Source organism: Arthrobacter sp. MMS24-T111, assembly GCF_054888995.1.
In genome coordinates this window covers 3,420,061-3,443,640 of sequence record NZ_JBTZRO010000001.1, presented here as the reverse complement: position 1 = coordinate 3,443,640, position 23,580 = coordinate 3,420,061, and the positions used below count along the sequence as shown (strand labels likewise).

The 23,580-nt window shown below is 64.0% G+C and carries 21 protein-coding genes and 3 pseudogenes; 13 read left to right on the top strand and 11 right to left on the bottom strand.

The window, feature by feature from the left end; translation table 11 throughout:
• The first annotated feature begins 55 nt into the window (after positions 1–55).
• Complete coding sequence (locus ACX5I6_RS16180; RefSeq protein ID WP_461841133.1) at positions 56–313, top strand: hypothetical protein; 258 nt, start codon at positions 56–58, stop codon at positions 311–313.
• A gap of 11 nt (positions 314–324) precedes the next feature.
• On the opposite strand, the gene ACX5I6_RS16175 is transcribed toward ACX5I6_RS16180, so the two are convergent.
• Positions 325–771: a hypothetical protein gene (locus ACX5I6_RS16175; RefSeq protein WP_461841132.1), complete on the bottom strand. Its 447-nt coding sequence runs from the start codon at positions 769–771 to the stop codon at positions 325–327.
• Positions 772–1,239: 468 nt separating this feature from the next.
• On the opposite strand from ACX5I6_RS16175, the gene efeU reads away from it, so the two are divergent.
• The 4 genes from efeU to ACX5I6_RS16155 all read left to right on the top strand — a co-directional run bounded on the left by efeU (position 1,240) and on the right by ACX5I6_RS16155 (position 5,262).
• Positions 1,240–2,103, top strand: a complete 864-nt coding sequence (efeU, locus tag ACX5I6_RS16170; RefSeq protein WP_461841131.1) for an iron uptake transporter permease EfeU — start codon at positions 1,240–1,242, stop codon at positions 2,101–2,103.
• Between the two features lie 40 nt (positions 2,104–2,143).
• Positions 2,144–3,340, top strand: coding sequence for an iron uptake system protein EfeO (gene efeO, locus ACX5I6_RS16165; protein WP_461841130.1), 1,197 nt, complete (start codon positions 2,144–2,146; stop codon positions 3,338–3,340).
• Positions 3,337–4,713: an iron uptake transporter deferrochelatase/peroxidase subunit gene (gene efeB / locus ACX5I6_RS16160; protein ID WP_461841129.1), complete on the top strand. Its 1,377-nt coding sequence runs from the start codon at positions 3,337–3,339 to the stop codon at positions 4,711–4,713. Before efeO ends, efeB begins: the two co-directional genes overlap by 4 nt.
• Positions 4,714–4,977: 264 nt before the next feature.
• Entirely contained in the window at positions 4,978–5,262 is a 285-nt protein-coding gene (locus ACX5I6_RS16155) for a DUF1540 domain-containing protein (RefSeq protein ID WP_461841128.1), read from the top strand.
• A gap of 560 nt (positions 5,263–5,822) precedes the next feature.
• On the opposite strand, the gene ACX5I6_RS16150 is transcribed toward ACX5I6_RS16155, so the two are convergent.
• From ACX5I6_RS16150 to ACX5I6_RS16120, 7 genes and pseudogenes are all read right to left on the bottom strand, one after another.
• A complete protein-coding gene (locus ACX5I6_RS16150; RefSeq protein WP_461841127.1) occupies positions 5,823–7,103 on the bottom strand; it encodes an alkaline phosphatase family protein in 1,281 nt (426 codons plus the stop codon).
• Positions 7,104–7,683: 580 nt separating this feature from the next.
• A pseudogene (locus tag ACX5I6_RS16145) lies at positions 7,684–7,746 on the bottom strand (hypothetical protein); the annotation flags it as partial.
• Positions 7,747–8,884: 1,138 nt separating this feature from the next.
• A complete protein-coding gene (locus ACX5I6_RS16140) occupies positions 8,885–9,322 on the bottom strand; it encodes a diguanylate cyclase domain-containing protein (RefSeq protein WP_461841739.1) in 438 nt (145 codons plus the stop codon).
• Between the two features lie 193 nt (positions 9,323–9,515).
• Positions 9,516–9,794 (bottom strand): annotated as a pseudogene (locus ACX5I6_RS16135) (response regulator); the annotation flags it as partial.
• Positions 9,794–11,047, bottom strand: a complete 1,254-nt coding sequence (locus ACX5I6_RS16130) for a response regulator (protein ID WP_461841126.1) — start codon at positions 11,045–11,047, stop codon at positions 9,794–9,796. The gene ACX5I6_RS16130 and the pseudogene ACX5I6_RS16135, both read right to left, overlap by 1 nt.
• Positions 11,048–11,199: 152 nt before the next feature.
• Positions 11,200–12,336, bottom strand: a pseudogene (locus ACX5I6_RS16125) (PAS domain-containing protein); the annotation flags it as partial.
• 1,276 nt (positions 12,337–13,612) lie between these two features.
• Positions 13,613–14,143, bottom strand: a complete 531-nt coding sequence (locus ACX5I6_RS16120; protein ID WP_223994906.1) for a hypothetical protein — start codon at positions 14,141–14,143, stop codon at positions 13,613–13,615.
• A gap of 777 nt (positions 14,144–14,920) precedes the next feature.
• Between ACX5I6_RS16120 and ACX5I6_RS16115 the strand changes: the two genes are divergently transcribed.
• From ACX5I6_RS16115 to ACX5I6_RS16100, 4 genes are all read left to right on the top strand, one after another.
• Complete coding sequence (locus tag ACX5I6_RS16115) at positions 14,921–15,355, top strand: SRPBCC family protein (RefSeq protein WP_223994907.1); 435 nt, start codon at positions 14,921–14,923, stop codon at positions 15,353–15,355.
• A 223-nt stretch (positions 15,356–15,578) separates the two neighbouring features.
• Positions 15,579–16,010 (top strand): ester cyclase, encoded by a 432-nt coding sequence (locus ACX5I6_RS16110; RefSeq protein ID WP_223994909.1) that lies wholly within the window; start codon positions 15,579–15,581, stop codon positions 16,008–16,010.
• Positions 16,011–16,155: 145 nt separating this feature from the next.
• Entirely contained in the window at positions 16,156–17,610 is a 1,455-nt protein-coding gene (locus ACX5I6_RS16105) for an amidase (protein ID WP_223994911.1), read from the top strand.
• Positions 17,611–17,682: 72 nt separating this feature from the next.
• Complete coding sequence (locus ACX5I6_RS16100; protein WP_461841125.1) at positions 17,683–17,982, top strand: hypothetical protein; 300 nt, start codon at positions 17,683–17,685, stop codon at positions 17,980–17,982.
• A 68-nt stretch (positions 17,983–18,050) separates the two neighbouring features.
• Here ACX5I6_RS16100 and ACX5I6_RS16095 read toward each other — a convergent pair whose 3' ends face one another.
• Both ACX5I6_RS16095 and ACX5I6_RS16090 read right to left on the bottom strand, forming a co-directional pair.
• Positions 18,051–18,713 carry a DUF6308 family protein gene (locus ACX5I6_RS16095; RefSeq protein ID WP_461841124.1) on the bottom strand — a complete coding sequence of 221 codons (663 nt, stop codon included), beginning with the start codon at positions 18,711–18,713 and terminating at the stop codon, positions 18,051–18,053.
• Positions 18,714–19,290: 577 nt separating this feature from the next.
• A complete protein-coding gene (locus ACX5I6_RS16090; protein WP_223994918.1) occupies positions 19,291–19,548 on the bottom strand; it encodes a DUF6228 family protein in 258 nt (85 codons plus the stop codon).
• Positions 19,549–19,861: 313 nt separating this feature from the next.
• Between ACX5I6_RS16090 and ACX5I6_RS16085 the strand changes: the two genes are divergently transcribed.
• Entirely contained in the window at positions 19,862–20,263 is a 402-nt protein-coding gene (locus ACX5I6_RS16085; RefSeq protein WP_461841123.1) for a SpoIIAA family protein, read from the top strand.
• 209 nt (positions 20,264–20,472) lie between these two features.
• Here ACX5I6_RS16085 and ACX5I6_RS16080 read toward each other — a convergent pair whose 3' ends face one another.
• Complete coding sequence (locus tag ACX5I6_RS16080) at positions 20,473–21,147, bottom strand: TetR/AcrR family transcriptional regulator (protein WP_223994920.1); 675 nt, start codon at positions 21,145–21,147, stop codon at positions 20,473–20,475.
• A gap of 51 nt (positions 21,148–21,198) precedes the next feature.
• Here ACX5I6_RS16080 and ACX5I6_RS16075 point away from each other — a divergent pair, with 51 nt between their 5' ends.
• The 3 genes from ACX5I6_RS16075 (at position 21,199) to ACX5I6_RS16065 (ending at position 23,509) form a co-directional block, all read left to right on the top strand.
• The gene (locus tag ACX5I6_RS16075; RefSeq protein ID WP_461841122.1) at positions 21,199–21,720 is read left to right on the top strand and encodes a hypothetical protein; all 522 of its coding nucleotides are present in this window, start codon (positions 21,199–21,201) and stop codon (positions 21,718–21,720) included.
• Positions 21,717–22,691: a CPBP family intramembrane glutamic endopeptidase gene (locus tag ACX5I6_RS16070; protein ID WP_223994924.1), complete on the top strand. Its 975-nt coding sequence runs from the start codon at positions 21,717–21,719 to the stop codon at positions 22,689–22,691. The genes ACX5I6_RS16075 and ACX5I6_RS16070 overlap by 4 nt, the downstream gene beginning before the upstream one ends.
• Positions 22,692–23,059: 368 nt before the next feature.
• Entirely contained in the window at positions 23,060–23,509 is a 450-nt protein-coding gene (locus ACX5I6_RS16065; protein ID WP_461841121.1) for a GNAT family N-acetyltransferase, read from the top strand.
• Positions 23,510–23,580 lie beyond the last annotated feature (71 nt).

The following is a 23,580-nucleotide window of genomic DNA, read 5'->3' as shown; positions in this document are numbered from 1 at the left end:
CTGCGCCGGGACCATAGGTGTTGGGGGTGCCCTTCGGATGTTGAAAGGACGAACCATGATCGATGAGCCCGGTGTTATCGACTCGTGCCAGGACCTGGTGCCAGGGGACGCGGTTGAGGCGTTCTACAACAGCAGCCTCGTGCACCGCGGCCCGGTCACCGACACGGCCCCGGAACTGGGATTGTTCTGGATTTTGGACACCCTCACCGGAGGCCGGCGGCTCCTGGAGATGTCCAAACTCGAAATCGTCCGCCTGCCGGCGCGGTACCAGGATGCCTCAACACAATGGCCCGGCCCACATCGCAGGACATGATGAGTCGCGGTCTATGTTGGGCCCTGTCCCTTTGCTCTGGACGCGTGGAAAGCGTCGGTGAAGAGCCGGGCGCATTCGGAGAGATACTGCTCAAGCGGGACGAAGATCGTTCGTGAGGGTCCGCCCCTGCTGTTACTGGCGATGAAGAGTCCGGACGACTCCTCATCCAGCAGGAACCGTGGTGGAGGAAAAGGCTCCGTGGGGGATTCCTCGCTCCAGCTGCCCTGGACATCCTGCACCTTTCCCAGCCAGGCGTAAGGGACGAGTGCGTTGGACAGTGGTGTCCCCTCGTCCTGACCGGCAGAGGCAAGCTCGCTTTTCCGGTTGATACTGAAATAGACCGCGCCCCGCGGATGATAGGCGACCCTGTCCCCATGCCGGATGAACCGCGCGTCAGCGACCGGAAACTCGGCGTCCTGGAACGCGGAAAGCACCCCTGCCCGCTGATAAGCGTCCAAGGTCTATTCCCCGAGGCGGCGAAGGAACGGTGCCAGCTCTTCCAGCCGGCGCTGCACCTCAGCAATGTCACGCTCGTGCATGCGGCCGATGTTACGCCGCCCACCCGCACCACGGCGACCGCCAATCCCGTCGGCGCAGAGGCTCCCTGGGCCTGCGACCGGAGTCCGCCGTTCCGGCAAGGCAGTAGCAGCGCCAGGTTGGGTGGGTGCCGAAATGGGCAACTCTTTCCTGCGCCGCTGGGCCAAATAGTTCATACCAAAGAGTCATGACCCCCGTCCATAGCGGATGGCCCTACGGAGCCCTTCAGCCGGACGGGGGACCTTTGTCGTTCTTCGGATGGGTTACGGGTACACGAAGAAAGTAACCTGCCGGGGATTACAGCACGTTTAGTTTGCGTAATAGCCGGCGCCGGGTAACCTCTTCCTTAGGCCTGCCTAAGTAAGGCTTACCTGAGCGAAAGAACCTCCATGACTGCCAATTACCTGATCGGCCTGCGCGAAGGACTCGAAGCCACGTTGGTGGTGGTCCTCCTCATGGCCTACCTGGCCAAGACGGGCCGCCGCTATTTGATCCCCAGGCTGTGGACGGGCGTTGCGGCGGCCGTGGTCGTCTCCGGCGGCTTCGGCGCCCTCCTGACTTTCGGCCCCAAGGGCCTCACGTTTGAGGCCCAGGAGGCGATCGGCGGCGGCCTGTCGATCCTCGCCGTCGGACTGGTCACCTGGATGGTCTTCTGGATGTCCCGCACCGCGCGGACACTCGGCACCGACCTGAAGATGCGTGTGGACCGTTCCGCAGGCGGAGCCGGTTGGGGCCTGGCCGTGGTGGCCGCCATCGCCGTGGGACGGGAAGGCCTGGAAACTGCCCTCTTCCTGTGGGCGGCGGCCAAGGCCACCGGTGAGACCACCCAGCCGCTGCTGGGCGCCCTGCTTGGCCTGGCAACCGCGGCCGGCCTGGGCTACCTGCTGCACCGCGGCGTCCTGAAGGTCAATCTCTCCCGTTTTTTCACCTGGACCGGCGCCGCCTTGATCGTTATCGCCGGCGGCGTGCTGTCCTACGGCATCCATGATCTCCAGGAGGCCCGGCTCCTTCCGGGCCTGCACTCCCTGGCGTTCGATATCAGCGCCGCGGTACCGCCGTCGTCCTGGTACGGCACCCTGCTCAAGGGCACCCTGAACTTCTCCCCGGCCACCACCTGGCTGGAAGCTGCGGCCTGGCTTGTGTACGTACTGCCCGTGCTGTTCCTCTACCTGCGCACGCACTTCACCTCAGTGCCGCCAGGCGGGGCCTCTGCCCGAAACAACCCCGCCGCCAAAGCCGCGGCCGCTGCCTGACCCCCAAAAACCTCCGCCCCCCGCACCCAAGGACAACCCAATGCCCGGCTTCACCCTGCCCAAAACACCCCGGTACGTCTTCCGAAACAAGCCCGCCGCCCTTGCTGCCGCCGCCATGGCCGTCCCGCTGCTTCTCACCGGCTGCACGGACAACACCAAGGCATCGGACACCTCCGGCGGTGCCATCGAGGTTGTCAGCTCAAACACCGAGTGCAAGGTCTCAGCCAGCAGCGTGCCCAGCGGAAACCTCAGCTTCTCCGTGAAGAACGATGGCACTGAGGTTACCGAGTTCTACCTGCTGGCAGCGGACGGGCTGCGCATCCTGGGCGAGGTGGAGAACATCGGCCCCGGCCTGACCCGCAACCTGGTGGTCACCGCCACGGCAGGCACCTACACAACGGCCTGCAAGCCGGGCATGGAAGGCGACGGGATCCGGGGCGCCCTGAAAGTCACCCAGTCCGGAGCCGGGCCCACGGCCGACGCGGACTTCCAGCACCTCCTGGACACCGCCACCGGGCAGTACGCCTCCTACGTCAAGGACCAGAGCGAGCAGCTGCTCACCGGCACCCGGCAGTTCGCCGCCGCCTTCGCGGCCGGCAACGCGGCGGAGGCGCGCTCCCTGTACGCCGCAACGCGCCAGCACTGGGAACGGATCGAGCCCGTGGCCGAGTCCTTTGGGGACCTGGACCCGCACCTGGATGCCCGGGAAGCCGATCTCGAACCGGGACAGGAGTGGACCGGCTGGCATCGTGCCGAGAAGGACCTGTTCCCGCCGGCGGACTACACGGCGCTGACGGCAGCGGAACGGTCCGCCATCGCAGAACGGATGGTCGCCGACACCAAAGACCTGGTGGAGCGCACCCGCACCCTGGAGATTCCCTCCGACATGCTGGGCAACGGCGCCAAGGAACTGCTGGACGAGGTTGCCACCGGAAAGGTGACCGGGGAAGAGGAGATCTGGTCGCATACGGATCTTTGGGACTTCCAGGCAAACGTCGACGGCGCCCGCATCGCCTTTGAAAGCCTGAAGCCCGCACTGCTTCAGAAGGACGCTTCCCTGGCCGGCTCGTTGGATGAGAAGTTCGCCGCGCTACAGGCGGAGCTGGCCACGCATGCCGAGGGCACCGGCTTCGCTTCCTATGACAAGCTGGCGCCGGAGCAGGTGCAGCGGCTGGCTTCCCTGGTGGACGCACTCGGCGAGCCGCTGTCCCGGTTGACAGCGGCGGTAGTCCTATGACCGGCTGCCCCTTTGACGGCCGGCCGCCGGAGCGCTCCGCGCCGGATGAACCTGCCGGCTCTCCTGGGTCGCCGCAGGATGCGGGGGACAGGGAAGATCCGACGGCGGGACCACGCCTGAGCAGGCGCGGCCTGTTTGGCATCGCCGGACTGGGCGGCGCGGCGGCGGGGATTGCCGCAGGTTTCCTGGGGCACGATGCCGTGGCCGCCACTGCCGCGCCGCCGGCCGCCGACAACCCGCTGGTCCCTTTCCACGGCGACCACCAGGCCGGCATCACCACCCCCGCCCAGGACCGCCTGCACATGGCCGCGTTCGACGTCACCACGACGAAGCGTGAGGAACTGGTCCAGCTGCTCAAGGACTGGACACGGGCCGCGGAAGCACTGACCGAGGGCCGCCCGGCGGGCGCAACCGGCGCCGTGGACGGACCCTATGGCGCCCCTCCGGAGGACACCGGCGAGGCGCTGGACCTCAACGCGGGAAAGCTGACCCTGACCTTCGGCTTCGGCGCCAGCCTGTTCGAAAAGGACGGCGCGGCCCGGTTCGGACTGGAAGGGCGCCGGCCCGAGGCCCTGGCCGACCTGCCGCACTTCCCCGGCGATGACCTGGACCCCGCCCGCAGTGGTGGCGACCTGGTGGTGCAGGCCTGCGCGGACGACCCCCAGGTGGCAGTGCACGCTATCCGGAACCTCGCCCGCATCGGCTTCGGCAAGGTGCGGGTGAGGTGGTCCCAGCTGGGCTTCGGCCGGACCTCGTCCACGTCCCGCGCACAGCAAACCCCGCGGAACCTCTTCGGCTTCAAGGACGGCACCAACAACCTGAAGGTCGAGGACCAACAATTGCTGGACCAGCATGTGTGGGCAGCAGCCGCCCGGCCCCAGGATGCGTGGATGGCAGGCGGGAGCTACCTGGTTGCCCGCCGGATCCGGATGCACATTGAGATCTGGGACCGCACGTCCTTGGGCGAACAGGAAAGCCTGATTGGCCGGACCAAGGAAACTGGCGCACCCCTGTCTGGTGGCGAGGAGTTCACCGCGCCCGATTTCGCCCGGCAGGGCAAGCGTGGCAAACCCTTGATTCCCCTCAATTCGCACATGCGGATGGCACATCCCAGCCAGAACAGCGGAGTGCGGATGCTGCGTCGGGGATATAACTACACCGACGGTTCCGACGGCGTGGGGCACTTGGACGCCGGGCTGTTCTTCATCGCGTTCGTCACTGATCCACGGACGCACTACGTTCCAATGCAAATGGCGATGGCCAAGGGCGACACCCTGGCGGTGGAATACCTGAAGCACACAGGCTCCGGGCTGTTCGCGGTGCCGGGCGGGGTGAAGCCCGGGAGCTTCATCGGTGAAGGCCTCTTCGTTTAGCAGGCCCGCTCTCGACCACAGGCCGCCAGCCGCTGGCGTGCACACCTTGCTTGCCGCCGCCCAGCGGAACGAGTGGGCAATTCGTCAGGTGAGGGCATTGACCAGGCCACGTCGGGGCCGGGCGGATGGACGCCGCTGCCTCGATCGACTGCGTCGTTCCCGAGGGAATTACGTCAACCAATTGGGTCTTTTTGTTCATATGCCTGCGGGCTTACCCTATCCAGAAACCTGCCGCGCCGGCACTGAGGAATGAAAGGGTGAACGATGACGACTCATGTTGCAGACTGCAGCGTAACCAGCTGCTCCTTCAACGACCACACCAATTGCAATGCCGCTGCGATTACAGTCAGCGGTGCCGAGAACCATGCCCACTGTGCCACCTTCATTGACACCGGAATGCATGGTGGCCTGCCCAAGGTGCTGGCTGACGTGGGCGCTTGCCAGCGCAATGAGTGCGTCCACAATGACCACCTCATGTGCCAGGCTGCGGAGGTCCATGTTGGTCCCGGCGCTGACAATGCTGACTGTCTCACTTACAGTCATCGATGAGTCGGAGGTTTTCGGCTGCGAGGGCCACGGCGCTGGCTGTGAGCCTGAATGCGTGGGCACGGCACCACCCAGTCAGAAGGGGGCCTGCGCTCGGCTTCGCTGAGCGGACGGGGCTGAGGAACAGTTTCGGGTTCAGAAACCCCAGCACATAGGCCGTAGTAGGGGCGCCCGCAGCGGACCTGGCGGCGGCCCGGAGCAGAGAGGCCCTGGTTGCGGGTCGGTTCGAGCGCACCGATAACCATTGGAGCGTAGAGCTGGGCGAGTGGGACGTACTCCTGGCCGGGCTGCCTGCGCGCCCGCAGGGGCAGCGTGGAGCCACCCCGCCGGCACCGGGTCGCTACAATCAGGGTGTCACGTTGCGTTGTGGCGCTCCGTCGCAGCCCCGCATGGAAAAGATCCTGGGCCTGCCGACGCGTATTGAACTACTCGGGCAGTTTTCCTTGGGACCTAGATATGGGTCCCGGCTCAACGTAGAGCCGGGACCCATTAGGGACGTCCTAGTCCTGTTCAGGCTTCGCTAGTGACGGCTGTCGGTCGCCGACCGGCGGTCGGAGGTCCGATCAGCCGTCCTCGTGGTTGGTCGATCTGGCTGGGATGCCCGGGACGTCGTCGGGTCCGTAGATCTTCTGATCCCCGGGGTAGGGGGTTGCCCAGTTGTGGGCCTGGTACCAGGTCCAGCGGTTGAACAGGTTGGGGTCCGCGTAGTCTTCCTTCGCGCCGTTGCCTGTCAGGTGCTGCTTCTCGGACCATTCGTCCCACTTTTCGGCGGTGTCCGTCATCGGGGCCGGGACGGTGGCGGCTTTGGCTGCGGCGTCGTTTACCGCGGCGGCCGCGGGTCCGGTCTGGCCCAGGGTGTCGGGCCCGCAGGCGGGTGCGGTCTTGACGCTTTCCGTGAGCGGAACCTGGTTCGGGACCGCAGAGTACGGCGTCAGGTCTGCCTTGTTGGTGAAAGCATCGAACATCGGGGTGGCGGCGGCGACCTTCTGGTTCAGCGGCTGGGCGCCGAGGATCTGCTCGATGGTCCGGACCATATTGATCTGTGAGTAGAAGGTGCTGACGGTCTTGCCGTGGGTCGCGTAGGGGCTGATGACCTGGACCGGGGCGCGGTGGCCGTCGACGTGGTCGGTGCCGTTTTGGCTGTCGTCCTCGGCGATGAAGATGGCGGAGTCCTTCCAGTACTGCGAGTGCGAGATCTCGTCCACGATCTTGCCCACGGCCAGGTCGTTGTCGGCGACCTGGGCTTCGGGGTCGGCTGTCCCGCCGGTGTGGTCGCTGGAGAGCCAGGTCATCTGGAAGTTCTTGGGGCCGTTCTTCTCGAAGTCCTGCTTCCAAGTTGCATAGCGGTAGATGTCCGGCACCGAAGTGTCGAAGGGTGCCGCGTTCGGGTCCGTGATCTCGTTCAAGGACGGGATCGCCGAGCTGGCGTGCATCTGCAGTGCGGGGGTGAAGAGCTGGGCGGGGTCGCCGCCGGCCATGGTGCTGGATGCCGCACAGTAGTACTGCTGCCAGGTCGCGCCTGCGGGCTTGCCTTCCTCGGAGTCGAACTCGCCGTAGTTCCTGGCGGTTTTGCCTGCGTCCTTGATGGCGGTCCAGAGGAAGCCGGAGCGCTGGTGGCCCAGGACGTCGTCTTCGGTGTCGTAGGAGCGTTTGTACTCACCGGCGCTGGTCTCGGTGTAGGCCGGGTCGTCGCCCTGCATCATCCAGTTGTGGCCCTCGGCCGAGTTGGTGCCGATGTCGTAGGTGTTGTCGTAGAGTCCGAACTGGCCGGCGAGGGCGTGTTGGTTGGGGGTGACCTTCGCCCCGAACTGTGCCAGGGAGGCATCGCCGTTGCCCTGCTTCATGTCGCCGTACACCTGGTCGTAGGTGCGGTTTTCCTTGACGATCAGGAAGACATGTTTGATCGTGGACGGCTCGCCGATCCGCTTCGGCACGGCGACTGCCGGGATCTTGGCGGCCTCGGCGGCCGTCGCTTCCTTGACCGAGCTTGCCGTCCCAACCGTTTTGCTCAAAGACCGTTTCGGTGTTCTTCTGGATTTCTTCATCGCTGGGCAGGGTGAATTTGGTGAGGGATGCCGTGGTGGAGTGTGTGCCGTGTCCGGTGGCAGCCGTGGTGTTCGGGCCTTCGTTGATGGTAACCTCGGGGCCGCGCGCGTCGATGCCACGGATGTTGGTGACCACGATCTGGCCGTTGACCACGGTGACGTTGCCCGGGTAGTAGTCCGTGGGCAGGAGGCCGATGTAGCTGGCCGGGTCCTTCGGATCTTCCTTGTTGACCTTGTAGACCGCGATGGCGTTGGCCCGGCCGAGCGAGATGAGCATGTGGTCGCCCTGCATGGTGATCGCAGTGGGCTCGTAGCCGACCTGGGAGGAAGCCCAAGGCTGGGTGGCGATGGTCTGGAGGATCTTGTTGCCGTTCGTGTCCACGACGGAGACGGTGTCACTGTTGGTGTTCGCCACGTACAGCGTGGCGCCATCCAGGAACATCGCCGTCGGATGCAGCTGCACGTCGATCGAGGCAACCGGCGCGGCCGCGTTGGCCGTGTCGATGACGCTGAGCGTACCGGTCGTGGAGGTGCCGAGGTTGGTGTCTGCCGGGACGTCTGTGCCGTAGGAGTTCATGGTCGGCTCCCCAGGGAGGGCCGGGCGGCCTCCTTCGTTGGAGACGTAGAGCCGGGTGCCAACGAATTTCAGCTGGCGAGGGGCGATACCCGTACCGAAGGTCTGCTTGATCGTGCCGGCGACGGGGTCGATCGCGACGACGGTGTTTTGGCCGTTCACGGCGGCGTAGAGCGTCCCGCCGTCGGGAGAGAACGCCATGCCGGCGGTCAGGGCCTGCTTGTCACCGGCGTTGGGGATGTTAATCTTCGTCCCGGCGCCGAGCGAGCCGTCCGGGTTGAAAGGGTAGCGGACAATCCCGGTCGCGACTGGTTCGTAGAGGAATTTGCCGTCGGGGGAAAAGACCGGCCCGTCCTGCCCCACGGAACCGTCCGTGATGTGCTGGTAGGCCATGTTCGCGTACCCGGCGGTGGCCGCCGCGGCGGCAAAGGCCGTGGCAGCTTGGGTGCCGGCGGCGGCCACGGGCTTATAGGTCGTGAGGTCGAAGACCTGCAGGTCGACGGACCGGTCAGCGCTGGTCCCGACGAGGTAGCGGCCATCCGGGCTGACGGTCGAGCCCATGATCTTTCCGAAGGGCGTCATCAGGCGGTCACCGATGGGCTTGATCTCCTGGTTCGAGGAGATCTGCTCGCCCTTATCATCCTCGGAGCCGACCTGCTGCTGGCCGAAGGGGATGGTCGAGGCAACTGCGATACCGGCCCCGCCCAGAACGGCGAGGGTGCAGCTGGCCGCAACGATGGCGAGCGGCTTACGGCCACGTACGAAGGCCGACAGCTTTCGCAGGCTGGAGGCGCTCGGTTCTTGCTCAGTGGTGGATGTACTGGCGGACTCTGTGGGTCTTTTCACGCAAGCGAACCTACGGGCCGCGGATTAAATCCAGGTGACGGTAACTGTTATTCCAGGCAACCATCAGGCGCCTTAGATAATGGATCGACTCGGCAGTCTCGAGCCTTCGTGACATACGAGTACTCGTCGCTGCGGCAGGGTGCGTCGTGGAGCAGCAGCGTCAAGGTGCGGGTGCGGTTGCCACCCTGTTCCTGCCCGCCGCCTTTGCGGCGTAGAGGGCCGCGTCGGCCTCACGCAGAACGTAGTCCGGTTCGGCGTGATAGTCGGCGAATGCTGCAATGCCTGCGCTGAGTGTCAGGTGGCCGGTGGGGTCTCCGGAATGGGTGATGTTCAGTGTCTGGACCGCTTGCAGGGCCCTTTGCAGCATTTCCTTGGCTCCTTGTGGCGTTTGTCTTGGCAGGACGAGCAGGAATTCCTCGCCGCCGTACCGGTACACGCCGTCGCTGGCGCGCGCGACCGTGGCGAGGGCGGCACCAACGGCCTGCAGGGCGAGGTCGCCTGCCTGGTGCCCGTAGATGTCGTTGTAGCGTTTGAAGTTGTCCACGTCGCACATGGCGAGGCAATATTCCTCGCCGTACCGGAGGCTGCGTGCGTGCAGTTGTTGGAGGTCTTCGGTGAAGCTTAAGGCGGTTGCTCAGGCCGGTCAGGGGATCGGTGCGGGCTTGGTGGGAGAGCATTGTCCGATAGTGTGCCAGGTCGGCGTGGAGTGTGGTCACGCGCTGTGCCACGAGCAGCCGGGTATGCAGGACGAAGGGGTCCAGCGGCTTGGTGACGTAGTCGTCGGCGCCGGCCTCGAGGCCGGCGAGGACGTCGTCCCGGGATCCTTGCGAGGTCAGGAGCATGATGTAGGTGTACAGGTCGGTGGTCCGTGCCCGGATGGCGCGGCACAGCGCCAGTCCGTCCAGGCCGGGCATCATCCAGTCCGTGACCACCACGTCCGGCTGGTGTTCCAAAAACAGGGCCCACGCCTCATCGCCGTCACTTGCGGTGAGGCAGCTATGGCCGGAGCGTTCGACGGCGGCCTTGGCCACCAGCAGCGAGCCCGGGTCGTCATCTGCCACAAGGACCATCATGGGGTGACGTCCAGGGCACGATCGAGTTCGATATCCACCTGCTCAAGCTCCGTTTCCAACCTGCGGACCAGCTCCGCAGCGTCGTCGTACTGCCCGGCCGATCCCAGAGTTTCCAGGTCGCCGCACAGGGCCGCAGCTGCCGTGGCTCCGATGTTGGCCGCGGCACCCCGGAGGGCGTGTGCGGCCCTGGTAACTGCGGGACCGTCGTGGTCGTTGATTGCTCTGTCCAGCGCGGCAAGCCGGTGCGGGACATCTTTCCGGAACGCTTCTGCCGCGGCGGGCAGCAGCCCCAGCCCGTCCACCGGTCCGAGGTCTCGAAGGATGGCCAGACGGCCCTGGTCGAGCCCCGCCCGAGGGGACGCTTGGTCACTGGCTGTCCGGCGGCCGGTGACGGCCAGGGGTTCCCCGGGCACGAACCGTGTTGGCTGATCGGGGACCCACCGGGCCAGGACTGTTTCGAGGTCCGTGGCGTCAACGGGTTTGGAGAGGTAGTCGTCCATGCCGGCGGCGAGGCAGCGTTCCCGGTCCCCGTCGAGGGCCCCGGCGGTCATGGCGATGATGGGCAGCCGGCTGCTCGCGTTCTCGCGGCTCCGGATGATCCTGGTGGCCTCGAACCCGTCCATGACCGGCATATGGCAGTCCATCAGGACGGCGTCGTACCGCGTACTTTCGGTGCGGGCCACGGCTTCAACGCCGTTGGCGGCGACGTCCGCGGCGTAGCCCAACATCGTCACTGTTGCGCGGGCTACGAGCTGGTTGACTTCGTTGTCCTCGACGATCAGGAGTCGGCCGCGGATGTGCCCTGGGCTCGCGGGCCTGGTGGCTGGCTGCTCACGCAAGGCCGCACTTGTCAGGGCCGTGAGCCTCTCGGCCGGGGTGCGTTGTTCGCTGGTGGACATCAGGCGGATTAGGCGGTTGTAGAACTCGGAACTGCGGACAGGTTTCATCAGCCATTCCCGGACGCCGGCTTCGGCAATTGTTGCGCCGCTGATCTGCATGGTGGAGGTGAGCATGATCAGTTCCATGGTTGCCAGGGCGGGGTCGGCCTTGATGGAGCGGGCCAGGTCCAGGCCGTTGGTTTCGGGCATGCAGAGATCCAGTACCGCAAGATCGAAGGGTTCTCCCCGTTCTGCCGCTTCGCGGGCCCTGGCCAGGGCGGTCCGGGCGTCGGGCGCGGCGTCAGGTTGCAGCCGCCAGCCGCGTAATTGCGATTCCAGTACCAGTCGGTTGGTGGCGTTGTCGTCGACCACCAGTACCCGCAGCCCGGTGAGAATTTCGGCGGTCGGCAGGGGATCGGTCGACGGCGGTGCCACCGGCAGGGGAATACGGAACCAGAAGGTGCTCCCTTGACCGGGGTGCTTCTCATCCCGATCTCACCGTTCATCGCGTCCGTGAGGCGGCTGCAGATTGCCAGACCCAGTCCGGTGCCGCCGTAGCGGCGGGTTGTTGAGGCGTCGGCTTGGGAGAATGATTCGAATAACCGGGCATGGTGTGCGGGTTCGATGCCGATTCCCGTGTCCCGGACTTCGAAGTAGACCATGGCGGCGGACCCGGGCCGGGTATCGCGTGTTTCGGCCTTTATTCGAATGGCCACCTCGCCGGCAGCGGTGAACTTCACAGCATTGGAGGCCAGGTTCAGCAGGACCTGGCGGATCCGACCTGAATCCCCGATCAGTCTGCCGGGCAGGTCAGGCTCGCAATAGGCGATGAGCTCCAACCCTTTGGTTTGTGCCGGCTCTGCCAGCAGCCCCGCGACTTCCTCGACCAGAACCCGGGGATCGAATGGACGCAAGTCCAGATCCACTTTGCCGGCCTCCAGCTTGGAAAAGTCCAGGATGTCATTGATCAAGGCCAACAGGGCGTCACCTGCGCCTTTGACCCCTTGCGCATACTGCTTCTGTGTGTCATCCAGCGGGGTTTCGAGCAAGAGTGCGGTCAATCCCACCACACCGTTCATCGGCGTGCGGATTTCATGGCTCATGGTGGCAAGGAATTCGGATTTGAGCCTGCTGGCTTCCAACGCGGCCGCCCTGGCGGCCTTCAGTTCGTCCTCGGCGGCCCGGCGGAGCGTGACGTCCCGGGCGATGACGGCGATACCGCGAAGGTTCCCGTCTTTATGGATCGGTGAGACGGTCAGGGACACCGGGATGACCGTCCCATCCTTCCTCACATGTTCGGTCTCGAAGTTCACCGCGGCGCCGCTCTCCCTCAGCCGTTCGAATATGTCCTCGGTCCGGTCCACGCTGCCGGGCGCCACGAGGATACGCCCGTCGCGGCCGAGGGCCTCCTCGGCAACGTACCCGTACTGCAGCTGAGCCCCTGGATTCCAACTGGTAATGACGCCCTCCGGGGTAGTGCTGAAGATGGCGTCCGTGGAGGAATTCACGATCGCGCCCAGGCCCTCCAGCTCCGCGGTCCGGACGGCCACTTCCTTTTCGAGGCCGGTGGTCAGGGTGAGGTTCTGAACAACGATCAGCACCTGACGGACCAGGATGAGGACGACCGTTATCCTGGCCACCACCAGCAGGAAGGTATTCATTTCCTGGACGTGCGGGCCGGCCACGACAACCAGCGCGGCCAGGATCGGCGCATAGGGGAGCAATTCCAGGGCCAGGGCGAACGCCTTGCGCTCAGGCTGCGGGTTTTCCGCGTACGGCAGCAATGGTGCAAGCGCGATCAGGAGGAAGGCGCCAATCCACCCCAGGGCAAGGGGCGATCCCGTGACGCCCGTGACGCCGTCGAACGTGAGCCTGACGTAGGTGCTGTCCGTGATTGTCAGGGCGAGCAACCCGCCGCCGAAGCACAACCAGGGAAGCCGTTCGCCCGGTTGCCGGCGCATGGCCAAGACCAAGACCAAGGACGTGATGACCACATCCACGACGGGGTACCCGACGCTGACCAGCACGGTCAGGACGTCGCCTTCAGAGCTCAGGGCCGGCCCGAGCGCCGTGTACCAGCTGATCGCCAAGACCGAGCCGGCAATCACCGAGGCATCGAGTGCCGACCTGACCCAACCCACCTGGGCGGTGTCAGCCGGCCGCTTGAAGCTGAACAACGCTGCGGCGGCAGGGATCGAATACGCAAGGAAGAGTACGTCGGCAACCGAGGGAAACGGATATGTGTTGTTGTTGGTGAGCCCGAAGTAAGTCCAGAGCGCCTGCCCCGCAGCCCAGGTAAACGCTGCCACAGCCAGGAGGGACCACGCCCGTGCATTCTCACCACGCCGGCCTGCCCTGCTGCAACTGATGCCAGCCAACACAGCGGCCGCGAGGATGAGGAAATCGCCGGTCACCCTGGCGGCCGCGGTTCCGTTATTCCAAACGAAATACAATGCCAGCGCAGCCAGCAGTACGACAGCACATCCCGCGAGCCAAGCGAGCCTGGTTCTGCTTCGGCCTACCGGTCGAGGAAGTTCGAGGCGACCGTTCTGAGACACGTTGAGCCCTCCCAATTGGGCGCCTCGCACCCGCAAGAACTCGAGACCCGGGCCGCCCGAACACCCGGACGGAGACGCACACCCAAAATATATCCCTCCGACCTCAACTCCGAGGGCACCATGCCCGTGGCGCGAAGGTAGGGCGGTCTTCTCTTCGGGCAGCGGGTGGCCGCCGCGACGGCCCTGCCAGCCTATGCCTGGGCCGTCCACCACCCTGGGTTATTGGCCGAGCAGGGAGACGGCGTGGGCGATGACCAACGCCAGCAGCACGAAGCCGCCGAAGGCTTCCAACCCCATCAGTCCTTTGGCCCGGGCTGAAAGCGGCATTGTATCCGTGGGGCTGAATGCCATGGAGTTGGACAGCGAAAAGTACAGATAGTCAATGAACGCAGCCGTCCAGCCGGTAGTGACCGAAGATCTGGCCGCAACTTCCTTGACAGCGTCGTGGTCTTCGTCTTGCGGGAAGCGGAAGTCTGCTCTGGGCAGGTGGGGGGCGCGGGGTGTGCCGGCGGGAGACGGGTCCGCCGCGGTCCAGTTCCCAATAGACCAAGGCGAAAGCGATCACGTTCGTTACCCATACCTGAAGTGCGGCGAGCAAAAGGGTGGGTCCGTTGCTGTTGGTTGTCGTCAGGGCAATGACCAGCTGAACCAAGGCAGCCTCGTTGGCCACGACCAGGAGGAGTGCCTGGCCAATGGAAAGAATTCTGGACCAGCGGGTTTCGCGGGTCAGCCGGCGAGGATTCAGGACCACCAGCGGAATCAGCAGACCAAATCCGACCACCACGACGACATAGCGGACGCCCGGCAAGAAAGTCGTCGGCAGCGTCCCGTATAAGCCCAGCGCAGCGAGGAGGCCAATCACGGCCGGCCAGCGATGCTCGGCTCGGCCCTGCATTTCGACTGAGATCATGATCAGGAGTCTAGGCTCGGTTGCCCCGCCAGGGCCGGTCAGGGCATTGAATGTGCGCCGCGTCGGCTTAGCATCAGCACCGCGTCGGGCCATGAACCACCTGTGCTTCAGCCCTCTGCATACGAGTTCCCCGACACAGCGCGGAGGGGCATATCGCGCAGAAAGTCCACGGGTGTGAACCCCCACGAACCTCACGAGGTTGGAGTCGCTCGCTGCGGACTCCACGCTGTCAGCTCGTCCAATTTTTGGCTGACAGCCAGATTCCAGTGGCAGAAGTCGTCACAGGCCCGGCCAGACGCCTTGTACCGTCCACCCTCCACCCTTGGTATAGGCGGCGACAACCGGTCCCAGCCCAACAAGGGAGTGCGGGTAAGTAGTCTGCCGCAACACCGCATGGCTGCACTCCAGACCCCGCAAAGCCTCCACAGCCTTGGCCATGGCGTCCCTGGAGTTCGTGCCCGCAACCGTGAACCAGCCAGCTCCGTGGTCGGTTCCGTACTCAAGAAGGAACGGCATAGACGAAAGCGTTCCGCACCAAAACAGGTTCAGACAGGGCCGATGGTCCCTCTGGGTCGACCGCACGGATACGCTTCCACCAGAGTGGCGAACTGGGGCAGCAGTCCGGCACCTGAAGTAAGCCATCCTGACCCTGGACTTAGTCAACGTTCTCCTGAGAAGCTGGCCGACGTGGCCTGCCTCGGCAGGACGCCGCGAAACCGCCAGTATTGGTGGAATTGCGTGGTCGGTGACGTGCATTCGGTTGTTGGAAGGATAACTATGGCCCACGCAGAAAATCAGATCACCATCGACCGCTCACCTGAGGCGGTGTATGCGTTCCTCGCGGATGGATTGAACAACCCGAAATGGCGCTCGGGTGTTCAGGCCATCAGCCTGCGAAGCGGCGCTGGCGGCAGCGTCGGGGCCATCTACCAGCAGACGCTTACCGGTCCCGGAGGCCGTCCGGTGGCTGGAGACTACGAAATTACGGAAGCCCGGCCTGGGGAATACCTGGCGTTCCATGTCGTAGCCGGCCCGGCGCGTCCCGTCGGGGAATACAGACTGACCCAGGACGCCAGGGGGACCCTCGTGAGATTCACTCTCGATGTGCAGCCCAAGGGCCTCATGAAACTGGCCGGACCCTTGATACAACGCACCATGGGCGCCGAGGTCAGCCAGCTCGCATCGCTCAAAGCCTGCCTTGAATCATCTTGACCGATGCGAAACGGCTGTGCGCCCATGGCTGCCCTGCGCACGCTGACCGTGTTTGTGGCGTCGATGCCTTCCGGACGCGGATCCTTGCCTTTTCTGCGTGCCTAACTTGTCTGACTTCACCCGCGACGGTGGTGGGGAGATAAGGGACCAACGACCCATTGACTGGTGCCTTGGCAGGTCTAGCATGAACCGCGTCAGGACATTTTCAAGGAGGAGATGTGTGATGTCACGCGCTGAAGTTGAGGAGCTTGACGACCGCGGGATGGCGGCCTGGGACCAGCATGACACGGCCGGCTTCGCCGGCCTGCTGGCCGATAATTTTACCTTTTCGGATGTGATGGCCGCGGAGCCCTTCCACACGCGGGATCAGGTCCAGTCCTACATGGACGCGTGGTTCTCGGCCTTCCCGGATATGCACGTGAAGACCACGAGCAGGGTGGTCAGCGATGACGACGTGGCGGCGGAAGTGGAGTTCACCGGAACGAATACCGGTCCGTTGCGGATGGGAGACCAGGAAATTCCCGCGACGGGCAAGTCCGTGGTCGGGACAGGAACCTATTTTGCTTCCATCAGGGACGGCAAGATCGTCTCCTTCCGGGCTCATCCTGACGTCGCGTCGATGATGGGGCAACTGGGCCTGATGCCCGGAATGTAGCGTCAGCCGAAGGTGGCTTGTGGCTGCCAGGGAATAGAATTGCGTACGGCTGGGCCCCGCACCGCGTGGACTCTCCGGCCATAGTTTCCGGGCGTAGAACCTTGGGCTGACAGGGAGTGTCGTAATGCCGCCCAGGGAGGTCGCAGTGGATGAACAACTCCGCTGGATGGATGCAACGGAGCAAGCCGATTTAGTCCGCTCCGGCCAGGTCAGCGCCGGTGAACTGCTTGCGGAAGCGAGGGAACGCATCCGGGTAATGAACCCTGCCCTGAACGCCGTGATCCTCGAGCTGGACCCGGCGCACGACGGTTTGCCCGCCCTGGCCGGAAACACACCTCCTGACAACGGAGATCACTATCCGTTTCCAGGGGTGCCGTTCCTGGTCAAGGATCTCGCCCTGGAAATCGCGGGGACACCGTTTTCGGAAGGTTCGCGTTGGCTTGCGGGGAACGTCTCACGCACGGACCAGGAGCTCGCGCGGCGGTTCCAACGGGCCGGGCTGGCCATCGTCGGGAAGACCAACACCTGTGAGTTCGGACTAAGTCCGCACTGCGAACCAATCCTCCATGGCCCAACGCGCAACCCATGGGACATCGCTCTTTCCACCAGCGGATCAAGCGGCGGGTCGGCGGCCGCCGTTGCGGCCGGCCTCGTCCCGATGGCCCACGGAAACGACCTGGGCGGTTCACTGCGCTATCCAGCAGCGTGGTGCGGACTCTTCGGCCTCAAACCAACCCGCGGCCGGGTTCCGCTCGGACCGGAATATGGCGACATCGCGGGCGGCCTCGCGGCCGAGTTTGCGCTGACCCGCACAGTCCGCGACGCGGCTGCATTGTTGGACGCCGTAGCCGGACCGGCTCCCGGTGACCCATACTGCGCTCCGCCGCAGCAGCGCCCCTACACGGCCGAGATAATGACCGCGCCGGGACGCCTGAGAATCGCGGCCACGGCTTCACCCAACAGGGGCCAGTCAGTCCATCCTGACTACCAGCGGACCTTTGACGCGACGGTGAACTTATTGGTCAGCCTGGGCCACCACGTCGAAGAAGCGCATCCTGAACCGCTGGATCGTGCCGGACACCGAGCTCTCCGCGCCGTATACGCTGCCGCGGCCAGCTGGATCGAAGGGTACTGGACGAACCGGCAAGGGCGCGGGCCCGAACCGGGCGAAATCGAACCCTACACCGAGGTCCTGTTCGAACGCGGCCGCAAGGTCAGTGCCGCGGACTACCTCCAGGGCGTGGAGGAACTGCAGCGCTTTAGCCGGCGGATCGCCGGATTCTTCGATAATTTCGACCTCTGGCTGACGCCGACGGTCGGCTGGCCGCCGTTGCCGCTGGGCGCACTGACGGCGACGGTCGAGGACCCGCTCCGCGGCGAGCGGGAAGCTGGCCGGTTCCTGATGTTTGATGGCGAGTACGCCAACATTACCGGTAACCCGGCCGTGTCGATACCGTCGGGCACCGATTCCGCTGGGCTCCCCGTCGGAATGTCTTTCCTGGCCGCCTTCGGTGCCGAGGCAACCCTTTTCCGGCTTGCCGCGCAGCTGGAACGGGCCAATCCCTGGGCCGCGCGGCGACCAACAACCACGATGCTGTAAATCCGATCCACAGCTATCGAACAAAACAGCGACCCAGCGAGAAACAAGCGAGGCAGAAAAATGTATCTAGGAATGTACATATTCAGGGGGAACCCGGCTGAGCTACTTGCCGGGCACGACCGCATGCTCGCCCTCCTTCCGGAAGGCCAACTGGACCTACACCTCTGCGTGGAAACGAAAGACGGCATCGCTGTCCTCGACACCTGCCCAAACAAGGAAGTCTTTGACCGCTTCAGCAGCGGTCGATCATTCCATGAACTCGTGGCCGCCGCCGGGCTGCCACCGGCGGAAATCCAGCACCTGGGTATCGTTAAGAGCTTCGTCCTGCCATCAGGTCAGAAGGAGGCAGCCAGCGGCACCGACCAACCATAAAAGCACATAAACACACTTTTCCGAGTGGATTGCGCTGTTGCAGGTGCTCATGTGGCCTACGCGCGAACCTAGCTGAATTCCGGCTCTTTGCCAAACATCCAAAGGATGACGTCCATAAGCCGCAACTCCGATATCGCCTGTTCGATTCCGGAGGGCTTATGGATCTCGGCGAGGCGTTCGGGCAGGCCGGTTCCGTCGGTCAAGAGCGCGTGCCAGTCTACCCACTGGGTGTCTGAGCTGCGTTGTCCCGTGACTCTTCCGATGGTGATGTCCCAGACGGGGATGAGGTCGGATCGTTTGCGTGCCATGATTCTGCTGGCCGCGGCGGCTCCGATATCCAACCCGGCTTCCGCATCGCGACGAAGTTCGTCCCGCAAAATCATCGCCGGTCCACTTCCCGTCAGTAGATCGATGGCCTGTTCGCGGGTGAGGCTGCTTAGCGGGACGTGGGTGGGGATCCGTCGCAAGATATCTGTCACGCGAGCTGCTCTGGTGGGTTCTTGCAACGCAATCCATGCTTTCAGAGGGATGGGCGCGCCGAGCATGTTAACAGCGATGGCATCACTGTCCGTGAGGACATCGCGTGTTTCCATGTCGCCCCTGCCGGCCCACCCGTCGAAGTAGCTTCCCGTGCCCGTGCGTCCGTGCTTGTCGGTCCCCGCATAGTAGCGGTGCACCAGTTTCGCTGCCGCGTCGAGGTTCCGTTCGGTGAGGATGGCGGGTACTTCCATTGTCCCTCCCTGTGGCTAATCTGTTTCTTGCCCCAATTGTGCTTGCACCTGGACCAAACACCAGGCCAAGGTGACGAATTGACTGCTTTGTGTCGAGTTTTCCGTGTTAGGAAAAACACGACAATTCTGCAGCTTGGATCAAGGTTCGTACTCCCTCCGCGTCTGCTCGGTGCGATGGGCCAGCTTATTCGCTGGCGGAATGCGGAACACGACTACGGGCCTGGCGAGTCGAGGAGGGTTGCCCCGCCGCCGGTTTCACAAACGTGCAAATCTCTCGGTACTGAGCCGTCGCAGGCGGAGTTCGTTGGTTTCCAGGAGGCTGGACGTCATTCCCAGCTGTGCTTGTATTGGTGGGCCTACAAAGCCCGGCCGCCGGCATGGGAAACAATGGGATTGTAAAGCTGGGTTGTTTGTTTCGGGCAGCTCACGGTCGTGTGGGGGCGAGCAAAGCGCGGAGCGCCTCCAGTGCGACGGTCAGTTCTAGGCCGGGATCCAGGGTGACTTCCCCTTTGGCGACCCACGGCGCCGACCGGACGTAGTCCTCGAGCTCGAAGGAAAGTCGGAGAAGTCCGTCGTGCTAAGCGCACAGCCGGAAATCGCCTTCCACGGAGTCAAACTTCTTTTCACCGTCCCAGCCATGCCTGTTGAGTGCCAGCTCCTCGAAAAACGACAGCAGCCCCGCCCACTTGCTCTGATCATAAACGCTTTTGTTGGCTCGCAGGCCTTTTAATTCCACTGTCACTCTCAGGTATTCTGTCGTCCCGTCGAATTTGCGAGGAGCCCTATCGATGAGAAATAACAGCGTTCCCTGACGCCCCATTCTCGCCTCATTCATGAACACTATTCTCCATCAATCATTGCAACTGAGAACCCTCATCAAAAGCCCACTTGAAGGCGGATCAACGCAGCCCGGGAGGGGGGGCGAAGCGCTGGGCTATGGTGTCCGACGGTGCGAAGTTGAGGCTTCCGGCCCTCCCCGGCCCGTTATGGGGCGGCAGGACGCGCGGAGGCGGTGGCGCCCCGGGTAACCTGCTCCTGCAAGACCACATCAGACCGCGGGCGGCAATGCGCACCAGGGACCCGGATGCGGTTGGTGAACTGTATTTTATTTGGTGACCCTATGGTCACCTGCAAGGTACGATTCCCCGATGCGGGGTGGACAAGGTACTGGTGTCATCGTTCGTGGTGGCAAGGGCGCAGTCGCGTTGCGTCCGGACGGAATTATTCATTTGATGTGGAACCCGAGGGTTCGCATCGAAGTTCAAGACGCACGGGCGGCTATGACGGCGGTCAATACTGTCGCCTGCGGCGCGGAGTACCCCATGCTCGTCGACATGGCGACCACGGAGCACGTTGCCCGAGAAGCGCGCGCCGTGTTCTCCATTCCATGTGCCGCAAACAGGATTGCACTCCTTGGCGCGAGCCCCGTGGACCGTGTGATTGCCAATTTCTTCCTCAACGTCCACATTCCGCCTTGCCCGACCCGGTTCTTCACCTCACGGGATGACGCTCTGACGTGGCTGGCCAGAGATACAGACGGGCCCTCCTAGGGGCCCGGCTGGCAACCGTTGAAAGTAATTCACCTCAGGCCTGTCGTTGGAAGGAGGCCGGACTCCGGGAGGTACATGTCTGAGATCTAATGGACGTCGTCGCGGGCCGCGGTCGCAAGGGTGGCTCTCGGGGGAGCATTCCTACCTGCTGATGGCTGGTTCTTGGTTGTTGCAAGTCGCAGGTGTGCGGCATGTTGTTGGACGGGACTTTATTGGAAGGGGTTGATGGTCAGGCCGGTGGTCAGGGCTGCCAGCCCGAGTTCGAACTGTTCCTGGCCGGCGACCTCTGGAAGTTCGTCGAGGAGGCCGGCGAGAAGGGGAAGGTCGGTTGGAGGCAGGCTGGCAACTTCCCGCCGCCAGCTCGCGGCGTAGGTCGCTGGCGGCTGCCGGTGGGTGCGTGGTACTTCCCATGCCACGAATCCTGTGGCGTAGGTCAGGACCGCGTAGACGGCGTGGACGCTCCGCGAGGGCTGCATTCCGGCGTTGGCCAAGGGCCCGAGGAGGGCTTCGAGTCCGTGCAGGATGCCGGGTCCGATGACCGGGCGGGAGAGGAAGATTAGCGGGAGGCTCGGGTGCTCGAGCAGGTTCAGGCGAAGTGCCCGTCCCCAGGCAAGTAGGATTTCCGCGGCGTCAGCGGGTAGAGGGTGAGGGAGCCGGAGGTCGCGGAGGCCGCGTTGGGCGATGGCTGCGAGCAGCTCATCCTTGCTGACGACGTAGCCGTAGATGGTCATCACCCCGCATTTGAGGCGCTGGGCCAGCATCGGCATGGTGAGGGCCTCGGGGCCTTCTTCGTCGGCTAGCGCCAACGCTGCTTCGACTACCTGCTCCCGGGTCAAAGAACCGCGCGGTCTCCGTTTCCGGGGGGTCTTGACAGATTCCTGCATGGATGTAGCGTACATCTTACGGTAAGACATACGCTCCATGGAGGTGTAAGGATGTCCCCGGATCAGTTTGGGAGCCTCGCGGTCAACGTTGGAATCTACGTGGCTTTGATCGCTTTCGTCCTGTACCGCCAGATGCGTGCCCAACCTCTCAGGGTTCGAAGGCTGGTGCTGTTCCCGGCGGGCCTTGGCCTCATTGGGCTCCAGCAACTGGCGCGCCAACCTCTCGCCATGGACGTGGGAGGCGCAGCCGTTTTTGTGGCCGGTATTGTGATCGGCTTGGCTGCCGGTCTCTGGCGGGGGACAACGTTCCGGGTCTGGGCCGATGCCGGCTACGTGATGGTCAAGGGGACAGCGATGACGCTTGTAGCGTGGGCTGTTCTGATGGGGATGCGGTTGCCGTTCGCACTCTTCGACCCGAGCTCACACCATCCCCAGGGCTTGGTAGTCGGCGAACTGCTCTTGGCCCTGGCCATATCATTTGCCGGGCAGAACGCGGTGGTTTGGGCGCGCGCCAAACGGATCCACGTTGACCGGCCGCCGTCTTTCATCCCATCGGGGAGCAGTAGGCCATGAACTCAAAGCACCAGAGCCCGGCAAACCTGGCATTTAACCGGCAACGGGCGAAAACGAAAACCTCTCTAACAGCTCCAGACCCTCTTGGCACGCAGGGAGCGCCGCTCACCCCGATGCCGGCGGCTCGCTTCGGAGCCGCCTGCATCGTGGCCGGATTCCTGCCCGTGGCAGCCGGGTACGTTCCCGGTGATGCCGCTCGCCTCGCCTGCGGCCTGGTCGTCCCGGCGGTGTTGCTTGCCGTCGCCCTACTGGCGCGGCGCAGTGCCGCCATGCACGCTTACTGGGAAATCCCCCTGGCTTTGTTCGGTATGTCCCTTTTCATCGTGGCCGATCGCTACGTGCCCGGATTCCTTTCAGGCCGGATCCTGCGCAGCCCTCCGGCCGCCGGGAACCCCTTGGCTTCGACGGTTTCGGGCACGGTGATCATCGAGCTCGATGAGCTGCTGCTCACCGTCCTCGCCGTGCTGGTGGTGGTCTGGATCTCAAGGAGTTCGCTGGCCTTAATTTATCTGCGCAGAGGTCGATTCGGGAGGGCGTACGTGATCGGAATCGTCGCGCTCCTTGCGTTCTACGCACTGACTTTCGGCGCCTTGTCGCACTCACGCTTCATGCCCCCTCAAGGCGCCCTCGACGTCGCCCGTTACCTCAGCCTGACGCCCCCGCTTCTGACAACGGCGGCCGCCAATGGATTCCTGGAGGAGCTGATGTTCCGGGGGCTGCTGCTGTCCAAGCTCAACATCGCCTTCGGCCCCTACGGGGCGACCGGTATCCAGGCTGCGATCTTTGCCTCCTGGCACGTCGGCGTGACTTACACGGCCTCCGCACTCATCTTTATTGGGCTGTTCGCATTCCCGCTCGGTCTCATCGGCGGCTACCTCACTCGCAGCTCCGGCAGCATCATCCCCGCACCGCTCTTCCACGCGGGCGCGGAAATACCGATCTACCTGGGATTCCTGTCATACGTCTCCTAGGCTCCCGGAGGCTCTTCATTTGGGGCGTAAGACGCCACGGTGTAATTGCCAAGGATCGCTGACCGTTAGACGGAGCGTCCGTCGCTAAACCCCGCTTCGGGCTGGTCTCCCGTCTTTGTCTGGAAGACAAGATTGGGCAATTCAAGGACTTCGAGGGCGAGCCATCCATCGTCCGCAGATGTGGGCATCCGGTCACGCCCATGTTGTGGTGTGCTCGTTGCGGTTCTGACCAGGGTCGTCGGCAGTCGTCGTTCAGGACGCCACGGCCTGAAGGGATACGGGTGTATACCGCTCTGTTCCAAGCCCAGCGTTTAACCTTTGGCGGTCAGTGTGTGAACCACGTTGCCCGTTCGCCATAGGGTGTTGTCATGACTGAGCGATATTTTTTCTCTGCCGACTCGGACAGGGTTGATCGTGCCCGCGTGCACCTGTGGCTTAGCGAGCAGTCCTACTGGGCGCGAGGTCGGTTTCGTGAAATGCAAGATGCCGCTATTGATGCCTCCCGGAACTATGGAGTGTACGACATCGAGGGTGGAGAGCAAGTAGCGTACGGTCGCGTCGTGACTGATGGAGTTACTTTTGGTTGGCTATGCGACGTGTTCGTTGCGACCGAAGCCCGCGGTCAGGGCATCGGCAAGATGCTCGCCGCAGGTGTAATGGCGGATCTGGAACCCTTGGGCCTGAGGCGGATTTTGCTTTCAACGGCGGATGCTCACGGGCTTTATGCCCAGCATGGCTTCACGGAACTTGCCGAGCCATCAAGAATGATGGCTCGTGTCCGTTCACCTATCACTTACGGGCGGCCCGGCCGCTCTTAGTTCGATCGCGATGTGGCTTGAAACCTCTCGGCCGCGAATCCCCCAAGGGCCGTGAACCGGCCCCTGTTGAA